Below are 18,053 nucleotides of genomic sequence, written 5' to 3'. Positions count from 1 at the left end.
ATAGGCGTTCAGGGTATGACCTTGCCCGGGTTGAACAGTCCGCTGGGGTCGAGCAGTTCCTTGATCTGCGCCATCAGCGCGAGCTTCAGCGGATCAGCGTAGCGTCCCAGGGCTTCCTTCTTCTCCAGGCCGATGCCGTGCTCGGCGGAGATCACGCCAGCGCATTCGCCCAACTCGCCGTAGAGGATTTCCTCCACCGCCTGGTGCAGCGGCAGCAGCGGGACGTCGGCGGCGAGCATGACGTGCAGGTTGCCGTCGAGGAAATGGCCGAAGAGGAAGACCTGCATGCCCTTCACCAGGTCGTCCAGGCGCCGCCGGATGCGCTCGACGTAGCCGGCCAGGGCCGGCACCGGCAGCGATACGTCGAAGGACAGGCTGTCGACGCCGGCGTGGATGGCCGCGTCGGAGTCTTCGCGCAGGCGCCAGATGGCCAGGCGCTGGGTTTCGTTGGCGGCGAGCAGGGCGTCTTCCACCAGCCCGTCCTCGAAGCAGTCTTCCAGCAGGGCGGTGAGCGCCTCGCCGGCATCCAGGTGGCGGTCCTCGGCCAGTTCCACCAGCAGGTAGAGAGGGCAGGGCGCCAGGCTCGGCGCGCTGTCGCCCATGGGTGCGGCGGTGCATTGCAGGTAGTCGTGCCAGAGGATCTCGCAGGCGAACAGGCGTTCGGCGTGCTCGCGGCGCAGGCGCGCGGCGATGGTGATCGCCGCGTCGACGTCGGGCAGGCCGAGCAGGGCGGTGGCGCCGGGACGCTGCAACGGCTCCAGGCGCAGTACCGCACGGGTGACGATGCCGAGGGTGCCTTCGGCGCCGACGAACAACTGCTTGAGGTCGTAGCCGGTGGTGTTCTTCAGCAGCCCGCGCAGGTCGCTGTAGACGCTGCCGTCGGCGAGTACCGCTTCCAGGCCGAGCACGCGCTGGCGCATGGTGCCGAAGCGGAAGGCGCGGATGCCGCCGGCGTTGGTCGCGACCAGCCCGCCGACGCTGGCGCTGCCGCGCGCGGCGAGATCGATGCCGGGGTCGAGTCCGGCCTCGGCGGCCAGCGCCTGGGCCTGTTCGAGGGTGACGCCGGCGTCGAGGTCGAGGGTCTGGCTGGCCGCATCCAGCCGATGTATGCGGTTCAGCCTGCGCAGCGAGAGCAGCACGTCGCCGGCTTGCGCGGCGCCGCCGCCGACCAGGCCGGTGAGTCCGCCCTGGGGCACCAGGGCGCGTCCCGCCTGGCGGCACAGACGCACCACGGCGGCGACCTGGTCGGTGCTTTCCGGCAGGACCAGGAAGCTTCCGGCTAGGTTCTGCGGATGGTAGCCGGGGTCCTGCCCGGCGAGCGCGGCACTGTCGCGCACGCCACGGGCGCCGAGGATCTCGCAGAGGGAGCGGTAGAGTTCGGAATCGTCCATGGCGGGCTCCGGGTCAGGGATGGAAGGGCGCGGCTTGCAGCACCTCGACGATCAGCGGACGGTCCGCCGGGGCGCCGCGCAGCAGTTCGCGCAGGTGCTCGAGATCGCGCGCGCGTTCGGCGGCGCAGCCGAAGCCGCGGGCGATGGCGAGGAAGTCCGGGGTGTAGATATCGACCCCGAGCGGAGTGATCTCGCGCCGCTCCATGTAGCGCTTGATCTCGCCATAGCCGTGGTTGTTCCACAGCAGCACGACGATGCCGACCTTGGCTTCCACCGCGCTGGCCAGTTCCGGCAGGGTGAACTGCAGGCCGCCATCGCCCATCAGGCTGACCACCGGGCGTCCCGGCTCACCGAGCTTGGCGCCGATGGCGGCGGGCAGGCCATAGCCGAGGGTGCCGTAGCCGGTGGAGGCGTTGAACCAGCGGCGCGGCTCGTCGAGATCGACCAGGTGGTTGCCGCTGTAGACGGTCTGGGTCGAGTCGCCGACGAAGCGGGCGTCCGGCCACTCGGCGAGGATCGCGGCGAACAGCTGGCGATAGTGCGACCAGCCGGCGAAGTCTTCGGCCAGGCGCTGACGCACGGCGGCGGCGCGCCGGGCCCCGGGGCTGTCCGGCGAGGCCTCGCCGCCCGGCAGTTCGGCCAGCAGCACGCGCATGGCCAGCCGGGCGTCGCTGTGGATGGCCAGGCTCGGCGTGTAGTTGCGCATCAGTTGCTGCGGGTCGATGTCGATGCGGATCAACTCGCCATCGAGGGCGAAGCCGCCGTCGAACACCACGTCGTAGTCGGTTTCGCCCAGCTCGGTGCCGATCGCCAGCACCACGTCGGCCTCGGCGGCCAGCTCGCGTACCGGCACGCAGGACTGGTTGCTGCCCAACAGCAGCGGGTGGTCGGCCGGCAGCAGGCCCTTGGCGTTGATCGTCAGGGCGGTCGGCGCGTCCAGCGCGGCGGCCAGGGCACGCGCTTCGGCGGCGGCCTCGACGCAGCCGCCGCCGAGCAGCAGCAGTGGCTTCTTCGCGTTGCGCAGGCGCGCCGCGGCCTCGCGCAAGGGCGCGAGGGCCGGCGCCGGGCGGCTGGCGACGGTGCGCGGGCGCAGGGCCAGGTGTTCGGCGGGAGCGGTGATCACGTCGAGCGGCAGCTCGATGTGCACCGGCCGCGGCCGCTCGCTGTCGAACACGGCGAAGGCGCGGGCGAGCACCGCCGGCAGCTCCTCGGCGCTCATCAGGGTATGGCTGAAGGCGCAGACGTTGCCTACCAGGTTGCGCTGGTTCGGCAGCTCGTGCAGGTAGCCGTTGCCGTGGGCCAGGCGCGCGCGTTCGTTGACGCTGGAGATCACCAGCATCGGAATCGAGTCGGCGTAGGCCTGGGCCATGGCGGTGAGGATGTTGGTCATCCCCGGGCCGGTGATGATGAAGCACACGCCGGGCTTGCCGGTGACCCGTGCGTAGCCGTCCGCCATGAAGCCGGCGCCCTGCTCGTGGCGCGGGGTGACATGGCGGATACGGCTGCCGGGCAGGCCGCGGTAGAGTTCTACGGTATGTACGCCGGGGATGCCGAAGACGGTCTCGACGCCCCAGGCTTCGAGTTGCTTGACGAGGAATTCGCCGCAGGTGGTCATGGCCGTTCCTTTTTCATGTTCTCGGGAATGGAAAAGGCGAGGGAAAGTCCCTCGCCTGTCGGGGTTGTGCCTGGTTCAGGCGGCGCTGGCGACACCCGTCGGGCGCCGCGAGAACAGGCTGACCAGGACGAAGCTGAGCAGGCCGACCGCCAGGCTGTAGTAGATCGGCGTATTCGCGTCGAGGCCGTCCTTGATCATGAACACCAGCACGGTAAGGAAGCCCAGGGTCATGCTGGTGATGGCGCCGGCGGTGCTGGCGCGCTTCCAGTAGATCGCGCCGATCAGCGGGATCAGCATGCCACCTACCAGCAGGTTGTAGGCCACGGTCAGGGCGCTGATCACGTCGCTGACCACCAGGGCGATGCCGAGCACTACCAGGCCCAGCAGCAGGGTGGCGATGCGGTTCTCGTGCACGTCGCCGTTGTCGGACTGGCCGCGGCCGCGGCGCAGGCGCGGCAGCAGGTCCTGGGTGACGGTGGTGGACGCCGCCAGCAGGCCGGCGCTGGCGGTGGACATCAGCGCCGCCAGGGCGGCGGCGATGACCAGGCCGCGGATGCCGTTCGGCAGGCTGTGCTCGACCACGCTGGCGAAGGCGTTGTTGACGTTCTCCAGGTCCGGCAGCAGGACCTTGGCGGCCATCCCGATCAGCGCTCCGGCCATGCCGTAGAGCACGCAGTAGATACCGGCGGCGGAGCCGGCGACCTTGGCCACGGTCTCGCTGCGGGCGGTGAACACCCGCTGCCAGATGTCCTGGCCGATGAAGATGCCGAAGAAGTAGATCAGGAAGTAGGTGACGATGGTGTCCCAGCCGATCGCGGTGAAGTCGAAGTAGCTGGCCGGCAGCTTGGCCACCAGGGCGTCCCAGCCGCCGGCGTCGTTGATCGACAGCGGCATCAGCAGGAACACCAGGCCGACGGTCATGATCAGGAACTGCACGATGTCGGTCAGGGTCAGCGACCACATGCCGCCGATGGTGGAGTAGAGCACCACGACGCCGCCGCCGATCAGGATCGAGACCCAGAACGGCAGGCCGAACAGGACCTGCATGACGGTGCCGATGGCGATGGTCGAGGTGGCGCCGATCATCAGTGCGTAGACCAGCATGATCAGGGCGCTGGCGTGGCGCGCGGCGGGGTTGTAGCGACGCTCCAGGACCTGGGTGACGGTGTAGATCTTCAGCTTCAGCAGCGGCTTGGCCAGGAACAGGCTGAGGCCGACGATGCCGAGGCCGATCGCGCCGCACAGCCAGAAGCCGGAGATGCCATGGACGTAGCCCAGGCGCACGGTGCCGATGGTGGAGGCGCCGCCGAGGACGGTGGCGGCCATGGTTCCCAGGTAGAAGCCGGGGCCGAGGTTGCGGCCGGCCACCAGGTAGTCGTCGCGGGTCTTGGCGCGGCGCATGCCGTACCAGCCCAGCGCGATCATGCCCGCGGCGTAGATCAGAACGACGAATATGTCGAGGGCCATATCAGGTCTCCCAAGTTTCTCATTGTCATTGTTGTATCCGGCGAGGCGCCGGAAGCGCGGGACGCTGGCGTCCCGCCGTGTGTGTACCCCGCCTCAGGCGGTGGCTATCGCAGGGGCCCTCCGCGTGCCGTGCGCGCGCACCCAGCGCGGTCCTTGCGGGCCATAGACGCAAGGCGGTTCCGGGAACAGGCGCAGCAGTGCCAGGTAGAGCAGGGCGGCCAGGCCGAGGGCGACCGGCAGGCTGAGGTCGATGCCGCCGGCCAGTTCGCCGAGCGGACCGACGAATTGCCCCGGCAGGTTGACGAAGGCCAGGCCGGCTGCCGCGCTGGGAATCCAGGCGCCCATTCCGCGCCAGTTCCAGCCGTGCTCGAACCAGTAGGCGCCGCCGCGCTGGCCGCGGGTGAACACCTGCAGGTCGTCCGGGCGGTAGAAGCCGCGACGGGTCAGCAGGCCGATCAGCATGATCACCATCCACGGGGTGGTGCAGGTGACGATCAGCACGGCGAAGGTGGAGACGCTCTGCACCAGGTTGAAGGCGAAGCGGCCGACGAAGATGAAGCCGATCGAGGCGACTCCGATCAGCACCGTGGCCTGCACCCGCGAGAGCAGGCGCGGGAACACGCTGGACATGTCCAGCCCGGTGCCGTACAGCGAAGTGGTGCCGGTGGACATGCCGCCGATCACCGCGATCAGGCATACCGGCAGGAAGAACCAGCCGGGAGCGATGGCCAGCAGGCCGCCGACGTAGTTGTTGGCGGCGATGTAGTCCGGCGCGCGGACGGCGACGATGGTCGCGGTGGCGAGGCCGAACAGGAAGGGAACCAGGGTCGCCAGCTGCGCGCCGATCACCGCCAGCATGATCCGTGCCTGCGAGGTCTGGCGGGGGATGTAGCGGGCCCAGTCGCCCAGGAAGGCGCCGAAGGAGATCGGGTTGCTCATGGCCAGCAGGGTGGCGCCGATGAAGGCGGCCCAGAAGCCCGGCTGGCCGAACTGCACGCTGCCGGCGTAGGCGGCGTCGAAGGGGCCGGCGAAGGCGAACAGGCCGAGCAGGAACAGCAGGCTGGCGGCCCACACGGCGATCCTGTTGACCAGCAGCATGAAGCGGAAGCCGTAGATGCATACGGTCAGCACCAGCACGGCGAACAGGCCGTAGGCCAGGCCCAGGTTCAGTTCGCTCTCTTCCAGGCCGACCAGGCGCCGGGCGCCGCCGACCAGGGCGTCGCCGGAACTCCATACCGAGAGCGAGAAGAAGGCGATGGCGGTCAGCAGCGAGAGGAAGGAGCCGACGATGCGCCCGTGCACGCCGAAGTGCGCGCCGGAGGAGACCGCGTTGTTGGTGCCGTTGAGCGGGCCGAACAGGCCCATCGGGGCGAGGATCAGCGCGCCCAGCGTGACGCCCAGCAGGATCGCCCACAGCCCGGCCTGGAAGGACAGCCCGAAGAGCACCGGAAAGCTGCCGAGCACGGCGGTGGCGAAGGTATTGGCGCCGCCGAAGATCATGCGGAACAGATCGACCGGCGTGGCGTTGCGTTCGTGGTCGGGAATCTGTTCGACCCCGAAGGTTTCGATGCGTGTGATTGCGTGTTGGTTATTGTTGTTATCCATGACGTTCTCCCGGGAGAGCTAGCTAGTCGATGGCAGGTACTCCGGCATCGCCGACAAGTGCTCATGGCAGGCCAGCCAACGGCCTTCTTGTTGTTCTAGGCGGAACAGGATGGTTTCCCGTTCCCGGTTCAGGCTTTCCGTTCCCTGGAGGCGCAGCCGGGTGGCGACGTCGTGGCTGAAGATCGCCAGGTCGCCTTGCAGGCTGACGCAGGTATTGCTGGATTCGCACGCCAGCACTTCGAAGCCGTCCTCGCGTCGCCAGCGCTCCCACAACTCGCGGTAGGCCGCGCGCGAGCGCAGCGGCTGAGGCCAGTTGTGGAAGATGAAGCTGGCGTCCTCGCTGAAGGCGGCGAAATAGGCCTCGGCATCGTTGCGGGCGAAGGCCGCCACCAGTCGGCGGGCGGCCTCCAGCACCTGTTCGACGCGGTCGTCGGTCATGGTCGCGCTACGGCTCAGCGACGCACCACGCCCGGGAGGACGCAGAGCATTTCATAGAGCAGGTTGGCGCCCAGCAACGAAGTGTTGCCGGTGGTGTCGTAGGGCGGTGAGACTTCGACCAGGTCGCAGCCGACCAGGTCCAGGCCCTGGCAGCCGCGGATGATTTCCATCGCCTGGATGGTGGTCAGGCCGCCGATTTCCGGGGTGCCGGTGCCGGGCGCCCAGGCCGGGTCGATGCCGTCGATGTCGAAGCTCAGGTAGACGGGGCCGCCGCCGACCTTCTCGCGGACCTCGGCCATCAGCGGCTCCAGCGACTTGTGCCAGCACTCCTCGGCCTGCACCACGCGGAAGCCCTGCTTGCGGCTCCAGTTGAAGTCCTCGGCGGTGTAGCCCTGGGCGCGCAGGCCGATCTGCACCACGCGGTCGCAATCCAGCAGGTCTTCTTCCACCGCGCGGCGGAAGGTGGTGCCGTGGGCGATCTTCTCGCCGAACATGTGGTCGTTGACGTCGGCGTGGGCGTCGATGTGGACCAGGCCGACCTTGCCGTGCTTCTTCTTGATCGCGCGGAGGATCGGCAGGGTGATGGTGTGGTCGCCGCCGAGGGTCAGCGGGAGGATGCCGTGGCCGAGGATGCGGTCGTATTCCTGCTCGATGATGCGCACGGCTTCCAGCAGGTTGAAGGTGTTGATCGCGACGTCGCCGATGTCCGCTACGTTCAGCGAGTCGAAGGGGGCGGCGCCGGTAGCCATGTTGTAGGGACGGATCATCACCGATTCGGCGCGGATCTCGCGGGGGCCGAAGCGGGTACCGGAGCGCAGCGAGGTGCCGATGTCGAGGGGCACGCCGACGAAGGCGGCATCGAGGGCGTCGAGTTCGGCGGGGGACTGGACATGGGGCAGGCGCATCATGGTGGCGATGCCGCCGAAGCGGGGCATTTCATTGCCGCCCAGGGGCTGGTGGAGATTCTTGTCCACGGGGTGGCCTCACGGTCGTTGTGGTTGTTTTAGGGGTCGGACGGATTCTCTTCACAGCCGGTAGCGAGTCAAATCGCTGGCTACAAATAATCAGTTCAGAGATTTCTAAACTAACGGCGAAGCGGCTAGACTTCGCCGCCGAGCCCGGACGGCGGCCTTTGCCTCGGCCCGCAGTTCGAAATCCTCGCCCCGCAAACCGGAGTCGCCGTGTCCAACGCCTTGCCCGACCTGCGCCTGTTGCGCATCTTCGCCGCGGTGGTGCGCCACCAGGGCTTCGCCGCCGCCCAGCAGGAGTTGAACCTGTCGACCTCGGCGATCAGCACCTACATGAGCCAACTGGAGAACCAGCTCGGCATCGTGCTCTGCCACCGTGGCCGCGGCGGCTTCAGCCTGACCAGCAAGGGCGAGCTGTTCCACCAGGAGACCCTGCGCATCCTCGGCGAACTGGAAGGCTTCGGACGCTACGCGCTGGCGTTGAAGGGCGAGCTGCGCGGCACCCTGAACCTCGGTGTGCTCGATTCCACGGTGAGCGACCCGGCGCTGCCGCTGGCCGAGGTGATCGGCGCCTTCAGCCGCGAACACCCGGCGGTGCACCTGCACCTGCTGGTGCAGAGCCCCTACGAACTGCAACTGAGCGTGCTGGAGAACCGCCAGGACCTGGCCATCGGCGCCTTTTCCAGTCGCATGAACGGACTGGTCTACCAGCCGCTGTACCGCGAACAGCACTGGCTGTACTGCAGCGACCGGCATCCGCTGTTCGACGGGCGGAGGATTCCCGCCGACCTGATCACCCAGCAACGCATGGTCGGCCGCGGCTACTGGAGCCAGGCCGAGCTGGCCCGGCACGGCTTCAAGCACAGCGCGGGGACGGTGGAGAGCATGGAGGCGCAACTGATCCTGATCCTGTCCGGCGGCTACATCGGCTACCTGCCGGAGCACTACGCCCACCCGTGGGTCGAGCAGGGCCGTCTGCGCGCCCTGCTGCCGGCGACCTTCGGCTACCAGGCGCCATTCTCCCTGATCCTCCGCCGCGGCCGCTCGCGCGAGCCGCTGATCCAGGCCTTCCGCGACCAGTTGCGGACGCAGATGAGCCTGGCCTGAGCCCTAGAGATCGGCGTTGAGGGTGCGCGAGAACTGCTGCACCGCCTCCACCACCTTGTGCGTGCTCTCGCGGATGCCGAGGATCGCCGTGCCGGCCTCGTTGGCCAGCTCCACGCCGCGCCGCGCCTGTTCCTGGCTGTGCTGCATGTCGTCGATGACGCTGCGGGTGCCGGTCTGGATGCGACCGATCATGTCGGCGATCTCCTTGGTCGACTTGCTGGTGCGCTCCGCCAGTTGCCGCACCTCGTCGGCCACCACGGCGAAGCCGCGACCCTGGTCGCCGGCGCGGGCGGCCTCGATGGCGGCATTGAGGGCGAGTAGGTTGGTCTGCTCGGCGATCTCGCGGATGGTGTTGACGATCGAGGTGATCTGTTGCGAGTGCTGCGACAGTTCGCCGATGTTCAGCGAGGAAGCATCCAGGGTATTCGCGATCTTGAGCATTTCCTCCACCGCGCTCTGGATGATCAGCGCGCCGTGTTCGGCGACGGTGCGGGTCTCGGTGGACAGGGTATGGGCCTGGTGGGCGTTGTCCGCCTCGGCCTGGTAACGGCGCATGCGGTCGCTGACGTCGCTGGCGAACTTGACCACCTTGAACAGCTTGCCGTCGGCGTCGTAGACCGGGTTGTAGCTGGCTTCCAGCCAGACCGGCTGGCCGTTGCGGTGGACCCGGCGGAACTGCCCGGTGACGTACTCGCCGCGATTCAGGCGGCGCCAGAGGTCGGCGTACTGCGGGCCGTCGCGGTAGCCCGGTTCGCAGAACTGACGGTGGTTGGCGCTGGCCAGCTCGGCTCGGCCATAGCCCATGGTGGCGAGGAAGTTGTCGTTGGCCGCGAGGACATTGCCGTCGAGGTCGAACTCGATCATCGCCATCGAGCGGGACAGGGCATCCAGCTTGCTCTGCATCTCGTGTTCCTGGTGGACGATGGCATCGATGTCGCTGGCGTACTTGACCACCTTGAGCAGTCGACCCTGCCCGTCGCGTACGGGGTTGTAGGTGGCTTCCAGCCAGAGTGGCCGGCCCTCGCGGGTAATGCGCTTGCAGCGGCCGGAAAAGTGTTCGCCGCGCCGCAGGCGTTCCCAGAAGCGCCGGTAGTCTTCCGATTGCGCGTAGGCGCCGTCGCAAAGCTGGCGATGCGGTTTGCCGAGGATCTCGTCGCGGCGGTAGCCCAGCAGGGTCAGGAAATTCTCATTGGCATCGGTGATGTTGCCGTCGGGGTCGAACTCCACGCGCGCCATGGAGCGGTCCAGCGCTGCCATGTGCAGGCGCTCGGCGGCGAGTTGCTGTTGCAAGTCGGCGTTCATCTGTCGGTACTTGCGAGTGAACATGAGAAACATCCTTGGATAGAGAGGGGCTCATCCCAGTCTTCGGCGCGGACGGAGGGGAGTTGAGAGGGCGGGACGATTGTATTTTTTCATCGAACGACAAAAATTCGTCGTTATTCTTAATGGGTGAAGAAAGTTGCTGCCATTCGTCGGAAATATGACGTTTTTGCGAGCGAGAGAATGCCTCTCCGCCTGTGGCACACTGGGCCCCTTCCAGGAGTCGACCCATGTCACGTATCCGCTGCGAGCGTTGCGCTCGCCCCGCCAGCCACTGCCTCTGCGCATTGATTCCCTCCTTGCCGTCGCGTACGCGGGTGCTGGTCCTGCAGCACCCCAGCGAGGTCGGGCACGCGCTGAATACCGCAGGGTTGGCCGTGCTCGGCTTGCGCAATGCGGAATTGCGGGTCGGCGAGCGTTTCGCCGAGGAGACCTGGCGGGTACCGGGCTACCGGGCCTGCCTGCTGTTTCCCGGCGAGCAGGCGCGAGCGCTGGCGGCGATGGCCGCCGAGGCCGCCGGCGAGCCCCTCCTGCTGGTGGTGCCGGACGGCACCTGGCGCAAGGCGCGCAAGCTGCTGCACCTGAACCCGGCCCTGGCGGCCCTGCCGCGGGTGAGCCTGGCCGAAGGCATGGCGTCGCGTTATCGCCTGCGCAAGGCGCCGGGAGAGGGCGCGCTGTCGACCATCGAGGCAATCGCCGCGGCGCTCGACGAACTGGAGGCGCCGCGTACCCACGAAGCCCTGCTGAAGCCATTCGATGCCCTGATCGAGGGGCAGATCGCGGCGATGGGTGAGGATACCTACCGGCGCAACCATCTCAACCAGGAGCGCCGCCGCCGATAGCGGTCGAGCAGTTCCGGGATCGCCGTTTCGCGCCAGAACTCTGGGCTGACCATGCCGCTGGACATGCCGCCGTGGGCGTGGCGCGCGAGGTAGATCAGGGCATCGTATTCCAGCGGATGGCCGCTGAGGCGCTCGAAGGTCTCGCCGAGCAGGCGTTCCAGGGCCGCGGCGGAGGCCGGCCAGGGCGCGTCCGCCAGTTGCCCGGCCATTTCCTGCCAGAGGTAGGGGTCGCCACGGCCGCCCCAGCGCGAGGGTTCCCGTTCGAAGAGTTCGGCGATGCGCAGTCTGGCCATGTCGGTCGGTCGTGTCTGTCGAAAGCGAAAAGTATGCCCGATTGGCGGGACCGCATGGGCGGAGTAGACTGCCGCGGTCTTTCCTTCCGTACGAGGTGTTCGTCCGATGCGCAATTGATGCTGCCGTGTCCGCACGGCCGGTTTTCCGTCCCTGGCCCGAGGGCCCGGGGGAATGCATGGCATCAAGGGGGTATCCATGACGAATACGTCGACCCTGACGCTCGATGGCGTCTCTTTCCAGCTGCCGGACGGCAGCCTTCTGTTTTCCGATCTCGACGAAACCTTCGACACCCGGCACACCGGGCTGGTGGGACGCAACGGCGTCGGCAAGTCGCTGCTCGCGCGCCTGCTCGCCGGACACTTGCAGCCGTCCAGCGGCAGCGTCCGGCGCCAGGGGCGCGTGCGCTACCTGGCGCAGCAGCTCGATCCGGCCGAGTATCCGACCGTCGCCGACCTGGCTGGCGTCCGCCCATGGCTGGAGGCGCTGGCGCGGATCGAGGCGGGTAGCCTCGACGACGCCGACTACGAATGCCTGGGCGAGCGCTGGGACATCCGCCAACGCCTGGCCGACGCCCTGGCCGCCGAGGGGCTCGGCCATCTCCGCGCGGATACCCCGAGCGAACGCCTGAGCGGCGGCGAATGCATGCGCGTAGCGCTGCTCGGCGCATTTCTCGACGACGCCGACTTCCTCATCCTCGACGAACCGAGCAACCCTCTCGACGGGCCGGCGCGCGCCTTGTTGCGGGCGCGGCTGGCGGCCTGGGACGGCGGCCTGCTGCTGGTCAGCCATGACCGCGAACTGCTCGAGGGCATGCAGCGGATCGTCGAGCTGTCGACCCTCGGCCTGCGCAGCTATGGCGGCGGCTATTCCTTCTACGCGCAGAGCCGGGAGGAGGCGCGCGAGGCCGCCGAGCGCCGCCTGGACCAGCGTCGTCTGGAGCGCAAGCGGCAGACCCTGGCCATGCGCGAACAGCAGCAGCGCCAGGAGCGGCGCCAGGCCAGCGGCCGGCGCGAAGGCAAGACGGCGAACCAGGCGAAGATCCTGCTCGGTGGGTTCAGGGAACGTAGCGAGGTCAGCGCCGGCAAGCTGCGCAATGCCCACCAGGCGGAGCGCGAGCGCCTCGACCGCGAGGTGCGCGAGGCTGCCCGGGAGGTCGAGGAGGCGTCGCCGCTGCTGCTCGATTCGCCCGATGCCGAACTGGCGGCGCAGCGCCGGATCGTCGAGTTGAAGGGCGCGGTCCTGCCGCATCTGCGCGGGCCGTTGCGAGAAATCGACCTGCTCCTGAGCGGTCCGCGACGGCTGGCGCTGGTCGGCCCGAACGGCAGCGGCAAGTCGACCCTGCTGCGGCTGCTGGCCGGGCAACGGGCGCCGCTGGCGGGAACCTGCGCGGTGACGGTGGGCGCCGCCTATCTCGACCAGCGGCTGAGCGTGCTGGACCACGGGCGAGGCGTGCTGGAGCAGTTGCTGGAGGTCAATCGCAGTCGCGGCGAAAGCTGGCTGCGCACGCGCCTGGCGCAACTCGGCTTGCCGGCCGAACGGCTCTCCCAGCCGTGCGCGACGCTGAGCGGCGGCGAACGCTTGAAGGCGGCCCTGGCCCTGGTGCTGTATGCCGACCGACCGGCGCAGTTGCTATTGCTCGACGAGCCGGACAACCACCTCGACCTGGCTGCGCGGCAGGCCCTGGAAAGCATGCTCGGACAGTACCGTGGGGCCTTGCTGGTGGTGTCCCATGACCCGGTGTTTCTCCGCCACCTGGCGCTGGACGGCGAACTGCGGGCTACTGCCGCGGGTTGGCGCCTGGAGGACCGATGAGCTGGCCATCCGCCGCGACCTGCAGGAGGCTGACTCCGCCGTGGCTGAAACCGATGGCGAGGAGTTTGTCGCTGACTGCCAGGCACAGCGGTATGGCGTCTGCCGTGCGGTAGCGCCAGCGACATTCGCCGCTGGCGAGGTCGCGTACCTCGACCTGACCATCGACCAGCGCCAGTGCGATCCATTGTCCGCCGGGCAACGGCGCGAAGGCGCTGACCTGGGCGGACAGGGTGGCGCCCCAGAGCGTGCCGCGGCTCTCCAGGTCGTAGCAGGTCAGGCGCTGGGTACCGTAGGCGTGATGCGGCGAGTTGTAGACCTTGGCGTTGAGCAGCAGGCGATTGCCCAGCAGGCAGCCGTGCAGGTTGTTGAAGTGCTCCGGGTGGCGCTCCAGGCGTAGCACTTCGCGGGTCTTGAAGGTCTGCGGGTCGAGGCGGAACAGGCCTTTGTCCTGGTGCTGCTCCGGCGGATTGCCGGCCAGGTAGAAGAAGGCTTCGCCACGGTCGATGCGCAGATGGTGGTTGAACAGGTCGTAGTGTCCGAGACGGCGCCTGTGGACGATCCGGCCGGCCGGGTCGAGCACGAGGTCTTCCAGGTCTTTGCCCTCGAGGGCGATCTGGCGGGCGAGAAAACCGCCTTGGGCGGATTGCGCCAGCAGATGGCGGCAGTCGCTCAGGAGCAGCGGTTGTCCCGGCGTTAGCGGCACCTTGAACAGTCGCTGGGCGGCATATCCGAGTTGCAGATTGACCAGCAGGCTGTCGTCCGTGGCGTTATGGAAGACCTGCAGGCACTGGCCCCGTTCGGCCAGTTCGAAGCTGCGCAGGCTGTCGTCGGCCAGATTCCAGAGCTCGAGCCGGGGGCTGGCGCGGGCGATGGCCAGGCGTTGTCCGTCGAGAAAGCACAGGTCCCATACCGGTGGACGATGCAGGAACCGCCGATCTTTGCCCAGGGCGAGGTTTTCCAGGATCGGCAGCGCTGCTTCGCGTTGTGTCGAGGCAGGGTAGAGGGCCCAGTCGAAGGGCAGGCGGGTGCCGGGCAGGTCGTCCAGCACCAGTGGGGCGTCGACCGGAAAGGCTAGCGAATGGCGCTGGCGGAACAACGGTCGGTCCTCCAGGTCGTCGCTGGGGGCGACGGTGAAGGTCAGGCGCCGGCCGTCGTCCTCGAAGTCGCAGGCGAGCACTTCGCGGTTGTCGGCGAGCAGCGATTGGGTCTTGCCGCTCGCGTAGTCCCAGGCCAGCAGACCGCCTTCGAAGAAGGCGCCGCCGTCGTAGCGTCCGCCGCCGATCACCAGTACGGGCCGGCTCGGGTGCCAGGCGATGGCGTTGAGCGGAAAGCCCAGGTCCGGCAGGACGGCGATGCATTCGAGGTCGCCGCCGCGGTACAGGCGCAGGCTCTGTTCGTAGACGTCGAGCTGTCGGCCCGGGTGTTGCCCATGAAAGGCGCTGGCCACCGCGAGGAGCGCGCCGCCGGGAGCCTGGAACACGGCGTAGGGCTCGCCGATGTCGGCGAAGGCGCAAGCGGGCAGCCTGCGGCCGGAAGGAAGCGGGGAGTTGGGCATGGGCGATACCGGGAAAGAGAGTCGGGCGCAGTGTCGTTCATTCGTCGTTTCGGGAAAAGCATGGGAAGAGCGGCTGTTCCGACCAGTCGTTTTCTTCTAGGATGGCGCTCCCTTCCTCCCTCGTCGCCGCCGCTGTGCACCGTCCATGCGTTGATTCGCGCCACGGGCATCCAGACGACGAACCTCAGCGTGGCGCCCGGCCTGGCGGTCGCGGCTGCCTTTCGTTCTACCTGGAATCTTTCGGATAAAGGAATCCAGCATGCACATTCGCAAGCGCGTCGACGCCGACAACACGGCATTGGTCGACCTGTGGGAACGTTCCGTCCGCGCGACCCACGACTTTCTCAGTGAAGCGGACATCGTCGAGCTTTACCCACAGGTCCGCGACCTGTACCTGCCGGCCGTCGAGGTCTGGGTGCTGGTCGACGACGACGGCGTGGCCCAGGGCTTCATTGGCCTGAACCAGGCGCATGTCGAGATGCTCTTCGTCGAACCCGGGCTGCGCGGCCGGGGTATCGGCCGACGCCTGCTCGATCATGCGCGGGCGACCTGGCCGCGCCTGAGCGTCGATGTCAACGAGCAGAACCCGCAGGCCTGCGGTTTCTATCGACACTATGGGTTCCGCCAGACCGGCCGCTCCGCGACCGACTCGGCGGGGCGGCCGTTCCCGCTGCTGCACATGAGCCTCTAGGAGGGCGCGGCACCTCGCCACGTGGGGCGAGGTGCCGCGCAACATCCGGAAAAGTTTTCCCCGGCCAGATGCTTTCAACTGCAAGCATCCGTTTGAGACAGGTCAAACGTTGCGGCGCAGGCCTGCCCGATAGTTCTGTTCATCAGAACGAGGCGCAGGAATCCCATGAACGGCATCCCACCCCTGTCTTCCCGCGACGCCCATGCCAGCCCGCCGCAACGGGTGCTGGAACGATTGCACAGCTCCGCCGCCGGCCTGGACGCGGACGAGGCCGCCCGCCGCCTGGCGGCGCACGGCTACAACCGGTTGCCCGCGCCGAAACGCCAGGGGCCGCTGCTGCGCTTGCTGCGGCAGTTCCACAACGTCCTGCTGTACATGATGCTGTTCGCCTCGCTGGTCACCGCGCTGCTCGGCTTCTGGGTGGACAGTGCGGTAATCCTCCTGGCGGTGGTGGTCAACGCGCTGATCGGTTTCGTCCAGGAGGGCAAGGCGGCCAACGCGCTGGACGCCATCCGCGACATGCTTTCGCTGCATGCCCTGGTCCTGCGCGACGGCCAGCGCCAGGCGCTGGACGCCGAACGCCTGGTACCGGGCGACGTGGTGCTGCTGGCCTCCGGCGACCGGGTGCCGGCCGACCTGCGGCTGTTCGAAACGAAGAACTTCCATGTCGACGAGTCGGCCCTGACCGGCGAGTCGGTGCCGGTGGAGAAGGGCTGCGTCGCGGTGGCCATCGACGCGTTGCTCGGCGACCGCCGTTGCATGGCCTATTCCGGCACCCTGGTGACCAGCGGCCAGGCGCGCGGAGTGGTGGTCGCCACCGCCGGGGATACCGAACTGGGCCGGATCGGTACGCTGTTGCGCGAAGTCCGCACCCTGGCCACTCCGCTGCTGCGACAGATCGCCAGCTTCAGTCGCTGGCTGGCCCTGGCGATCCTGCTGCTGGCCGGCGCCACTTTCGTCCTCGGCACCCTCTGGCAGGGCCAGCCGATGGTGGACATGTTCATGCTGGTGGTGGCGCTGACCGCCTCGGCGATTCCCGAGGGACTGCCGGCGATCATGACGGTGATCCTCGCCCTCGGCGTACAGCGCATGGCCCGGCGCAACGCCATCGTCAGCCGCCTGCCGGCGGTGGAGACGCTGGGTTCGGTGACGGTGATCTGCTCGGACAAGACCGGCACCCTGACCCGCAACGAGATGACCGTGCAGCGTATCGTCACCGCCGACCAGGTGATCGAGGTCAGCGGCGCCGGCTACGCTCCGCTGGGTGGTTTCAGCCACAACGGCGAAGGCCTCGATCCCGCCGGACGCGACGATCTGCAGGAGATCGGTCGCGCGACGCTGTTGTGCAACGAGGCGCGCCTGCACCAGGAGGGCGAGGCATGGCAACTGGAGGGCGACCCCACCGAAGGCGCGCTGCTCAGCCTCGGCCTCAAGCTGGGCCTCGATCCGCAGGCGCTGGCGGCGGAACGGCCACGCAGCGATGCGATTCCGTTCGAGTCCGAGCATCGCTTCATGGCCACCCTGCACCACGACCACGCGGGCCAGGCGATGGTCTACCTGAAGGGCGCGCCGGAGCGCATCCTCGACATGTGCGAGGCTGAACGGGTGGGCGACTCGGTGCGGTCGCTCGACCCGGATTACTGGCGGCGCCTGGCCACCGACACCGCCGCTCGCGGCCTGCGCCTGCTGGCCATCGCCCGGCGGGCGATGCCGGCAGAGCAGCGCACGCTGGATTTCGCCGACGTGGAACATGGCTTCACCCTGTTGGCCCTGGTGGGCATCATCGATCCGCCGCGCGAGGAGGCCGTGGCCGCGGTCGCCGAATGCCAGGCGGCGGGTATCGCGGTGAAGATGATCACCGGCGACCACGTCGACACCGCGCGGGCGATCGGCGCCATGCTCGGGATCGGCATCGACCGGCCGGCGCTGACCGGCGCGGAGATCGAACTGCTCGACGACCAGCGCCTGCGCGAAGTGCTGCCGGGCGTCGATGTGTTCGCCCGCGCCAGCCCCGAGCACAAGCTGCGCCTGGTGCAGGCCCTGCAGGCCAGCGGCGAGGTGGTGGCGATGACCGGCGACGGGGTCAACGATGCGCCGGCGCTGAAGCGCGCCGACGTCGGCGTAGCGATGGGCAACAAGGGCACCGAGGCGGCCAAGGAGGCGGCCGAGGTGGTCCTCGCCGACGACAATTTCGCCACCATCGCCAATGCCGTGCGCGAGGGAAGGGCGGTCTACGACAACCTGAAGAAATTCATCCTCTTCATGCTGCCGACCAACGGTGGCGAGGCGTTGATCGTGATCGCCGCGATCCTGTTCCAGCTGACCCTGCCGATGACGCCGGCGCAGATCCTCTGGATCAACATGGCCACCTCCAGCACCCTGGGCCTGGCGCTGGCCTTCGATCCGGCCGAGCGCGGCCTGATGCAGCGTCCGCCGCGCCCGCCGGCGGAGCCCCTGTTGTCGCTGTTCTTCGTCTGGCGGGTGCTGCTGGTCTCGCTGCTGATGATGGCGGGCGCCCTGGGCCTGTTCCTCTGGGAGCTGGAGCATGGCACCGGGCTGGAGCGCGCGCGGACCATGGCGGTGAACAGCGTGGTGGTGTGCGAGATGTTCTACCTGCTCAACAGCCGGCATATCTACGATTCGGTGCTCAGCCGCGAGGGCCTGTTCGGCAACCGCCAGGTCTTGCTGGCGATCGCCGCCTGCGTGGTGCTGCAACTGCTCTATACCTACGCGCCGCCGTTGCAGGCGCTGTTCGGCTCGGTCGGCCTGGCCCCGGGCGAGTGGGCGCGGGTGCTGCTGGCCGGGCTTGGCCTGTTCTGCGTCGCCGAACTGGAAAAGTGGCTATGTCGCCGGGTTCGTGCCCGGCAGGCCTGATGCCGCGAGGTCGCCCCTTTGGCCACGGCGCTGTGCCTTTGCCCGTGCGCCGCGCACCGACGACTGCGCCTCGG

Annotated in this window: 14 protein-coding genes; 5 read left to right on the top strand and 9 right to left on the bottom strand. The window is 68.3% G+C overall.

The window, feature by feature from the left end; all coding sequences use genetic code 11:
* Positions 1–8: 8 nt before the first annotated feature.
* From VQ067_RS18885 to speB, 6 genes are all read right to left on the bottom strand, one after another.
* Complete coding sequence (locus VQ067_RS18885; RefSeq protein ID WP_003087009.1) at positions 9–1,391, bottom strand: FAD-binding oxidoreductase; 1,383 nt, start codon at positions 1,389–1,391, stop codon at positions 9–11.
* Between the two features lie 13 nt (positions 1,392–1,404).
* Positions 1,405–3,006 (bottom strand): 5-guanidino-2-oxopentanoate decarboxylase, encoded by a 1,602-nt coding sequence (locus VQ067_RS18880; protein ID WP_003122953.1) that lies wholly within the window; start codon positions 3,004–3,006, stop codon positions 1,405–1,407.
* 75 nt (positions 3,007–3,081) lie between these two features.
* Positions 3,082–4,473, bottom strand: a complete 1,392-nt coding sequence (locus VQ067_RS18875; protein ID WP_003087011.1) for a sodium:solute symporter — start codon at positions 4,471–4,473, stop codon at positions 3,082–3,084.
* Positions 4,474–4,566: 93 nt separating this feature from the next.
* Complete coding sequence (locus VQ067_RS18870; protein ID WP_034019699.1) at positions 4,567–6,078, bottom strand: purine-cytosine permease family protein; 1,512 nt, start codon at positions 6,076–6,078, stop codon at positions 4,567–4,569.
* Between the two features lie 18 nt (positions 6,079–6,096).
* Complete coding sequence (locus tag VQ067_RS18865) at positions 6,097–6,516, bottom strand: YybH family protein (RefSeq protein WP_003109911.1); 420 nt, start codon at positions 6,514–6,516, stop codon at positions 6,097–6,099.
* Between the two features lie 14 nt (positions 6,517–6,530).
* On the bottom strand, positions 6,531–7,490 hold the full coding sequence (gene speB / locus VQ067_RS18860) for an agmatinase (protein ID WP_003087022.1): 960 nt from the start codon (positions 7,488–7,490) through the stop codon (positions 6,531–6,533).
* Between the two features lie 207 nt (positions 7,491–7,697).
* Here speB and VQ067_RS18855 point away from each other — a divergent pair, with 207 nt between their 5' ends.
* A complete protein-coding gene (locus tag VQ067_RS18855; RefSeq protein ID WP_003087025.1) occupies positions 7,698–8,591 on the top strand; it encodes a LysR family transcriptional regulator in 894 nt (297 codons plus the stop codon).
* A gap of 3 nt (positions 8,592–8,594) precedes the next feature.
* On the opposite strand, the gene bdlA is transcribed toward VQ067_RS18855, so the two are convergent.
* The gene (bdlA, locus tag VQ067_RS18850; RefSeq protein WP_073646470.1) at positions 8,595–9,848 is read right to left on the bottom strand and encodes a biofilm dispersion protein BdlA; all 1,254 of its coding nucleotides are present in this window, start codon (positions 9,846–9,848) and stop codon (positions 8,595–8,597) included.
* A gap of 293 nt (positions 9,849–10,141) precedes the next feature.
* Between bdlA and VQ067_RS18845 the strand changes: the two genes are divergently transcribed.
* Complete coding sequence (locus tag VQ067_RS18845; RefSeq protein WP_019484685.1) at positions 10,142–10,753, top strand: tRNA-uridine aminocarboxypropyltransferase; 612 nt, start codon at positions 10,142–10,144, stop codon at positions 10,751–10,753.
* Here the strand turns inward: VQ067_RS18845 and VQ067_RS18840 are convergent.
* Complete coding sequence (locus tag VQ067_RS18840; RefSeq protein ID WP_003087031.1) at positions 10,711–11,046, bottom strand: hypothetical protein; 336 nt, start codon at positions 11,044–11,046, stop codon at positions 10,711–10,713. The two genes, VQ067_RS18845 and VQ067_RS18840, sit on opposite strands and share 43 nt — an antisense overlap.
* A 196-nt stretch (positions 11,047–11,242) precedes the next feature.
* Here VQ067_RS18840 and VQ067_RS18835 point away from each other — a divergent pair, with 196 nt between their 5' ends.
* The gene (locus VQ067_RS18835; RefSeq protein ID WP_074241246.1) at positions 11,243–12,859 is read left to right on the top strand and encodes an ATP-binding cassette domain-containing protein; all 1,617 of its coding nucleotides are present in this window, start codon (positions 11,243–11,245) and stop codon (positions 12,857–12,859) included.
* Here the strand turns inward: VQ067_RS18835 and VQ067_RS18830 are convergent.
* Complete coding sequence (locus tag VQ067_RS18830; protein WP_033991674.1) at positions 12,825–14,414, bottom strand: antimicrobial peptide ABC transporter ATPase; 1,590 nt, start codon at positions 14,412–14,414, stop codon at positions 12,825–12,827. The two genes, VQ067_RS18835 and VQ067_RS18830, sit on opposite strands and share 35 nt — an antisense overlap.
* Before the next feature lie 259 nt (positions 14,415–14,673).
* Here VQ067_RS18830 and VQ067_RS18825 point away from each other — a divergent pair, with 259 nt between their 5' ends.
* Both VQ067_RS18825 and VQ067_RS18820 read left to right on the top strand, forming a co-directional pair.
* Positions 14,674–15,105, top strand: coding sequence for an acetyltransferase (locus VQ067_RS18825; RefSeq protein ID WP_003082981.1), 432 nt, complete (start codon positions 14,674–14,676; stop codon positions 15,103–15,105).
* 165 nt (positions 15,106–15,270) lie between these two features.
* The gene (locus tag VQ067_RS18820; protein ID WP_033991673.1) at positions 15,271–17,979 is read left to right on the top strand and encodes a cation-transporting P-type ATPase; all 2,709 of its coding nucleotides are present in this window, start codon (positions 15,271–15,273) and stop codon (positions 17,977–17,979) included.
* Positions 17,980–18,053: the final 74 nt, after the last annotated feature.

The organism is Pseudomonas sp. KBN12P06040 (genome assembly GCF_037574965.1).
In the GTDB taxonomy this organism is placed as follows: Bacteria; Pseudomonadota; Gammaproteobacteria; order Pseudomonadales; family Pseudomonadaceae; genus Pseudomonas; species Pseudomonas aeruginosa.
This window is presented reverse-complemented; position numbering and strand designations above follow the sequence as displayed.

Coding starts and splice junctions, on each gene's coding strand:
- VQ067_RS18840 (WP_003087031.1), bottom strand. CDS start 11,046: ATGGCCAGACTGCGCATCGCCGAACTCTTCGAACGGGAACCCTCGCGC.
- VQ067_RS18865 (WP_003109911.1), bottom strand. CDS start 6,516: ATGACCGACGACCGCGTCGAACAGGTGCTGGAGGCCGCCCGCCGACTG.
- VQ067_RS18825 (WP_003082981.1), top strand. CDS start 14,674: ATGCACATTCGCAAGCGCGTCGACGCCGACAACACGGCATTGGTCGAC.
- VQ067_RS18820 (WP_033991673.1), top strand. CDS start 15,271: ATGAACGGCATCCCACCCCTGTCTTCCCGCGACGCCCATGCCAGCCCG.
- VQ067_RS18835 (WP_074241246.1), top strand. CDS start 11,243: ATGACGAATACGTCGACCCTGACGCTCGATGGCGTCTCTTTCCAGCTG.
- VQ067_RS18870 (WP_034019699.1), bottom strand. CDS start 6,078: ATGGATAACAACAATAACCAACACGCAATCACACGCATCGAAACCTTC.
- VQ067_RS18875 (WP_003087011.1), bottom strand. CDS start 4,473: ATGGCCCTCGACATATTCGTCGTTCTGATCTACGCCGCGGGCATGATC.
- VQ067_RS18845 (WP_019484685.1), top strand. CDS start 10,142: ATGTCACGTATCCGCTGCGAGCGTTGCGCTCGCCCCGCCAGCCACTGC.
- bdlA (WP_073646470.1), bottom strand. CDS start 9,848: ATGGCAGCGCTGGACCGCTCCATGGCGCGCGTGGAGTTCGACCCCGAC.
- VQ067_RS18830 (WP_033991674.1), bottom strand. CDS start 14,414: ATGCCCAACTCCCCGCTTCCTTCCGGCCGCAGGCTGCCCGCTTGCGCC.
- VQ067_RS18885 (WP_003087009.1), bottom strand. CDS start 1,391: ATGGACGATTCCGAACTCTACCGCTCCCTCTGCGAGATCCTCGGCGCC.
- VQ067_RS18880 (WP_003122953.1), bottom strand. CDS start 3,006: ATGACCACCTGCGGCGAATTCCTCGTCAAGCAACTCGAAGCCTGGGGC.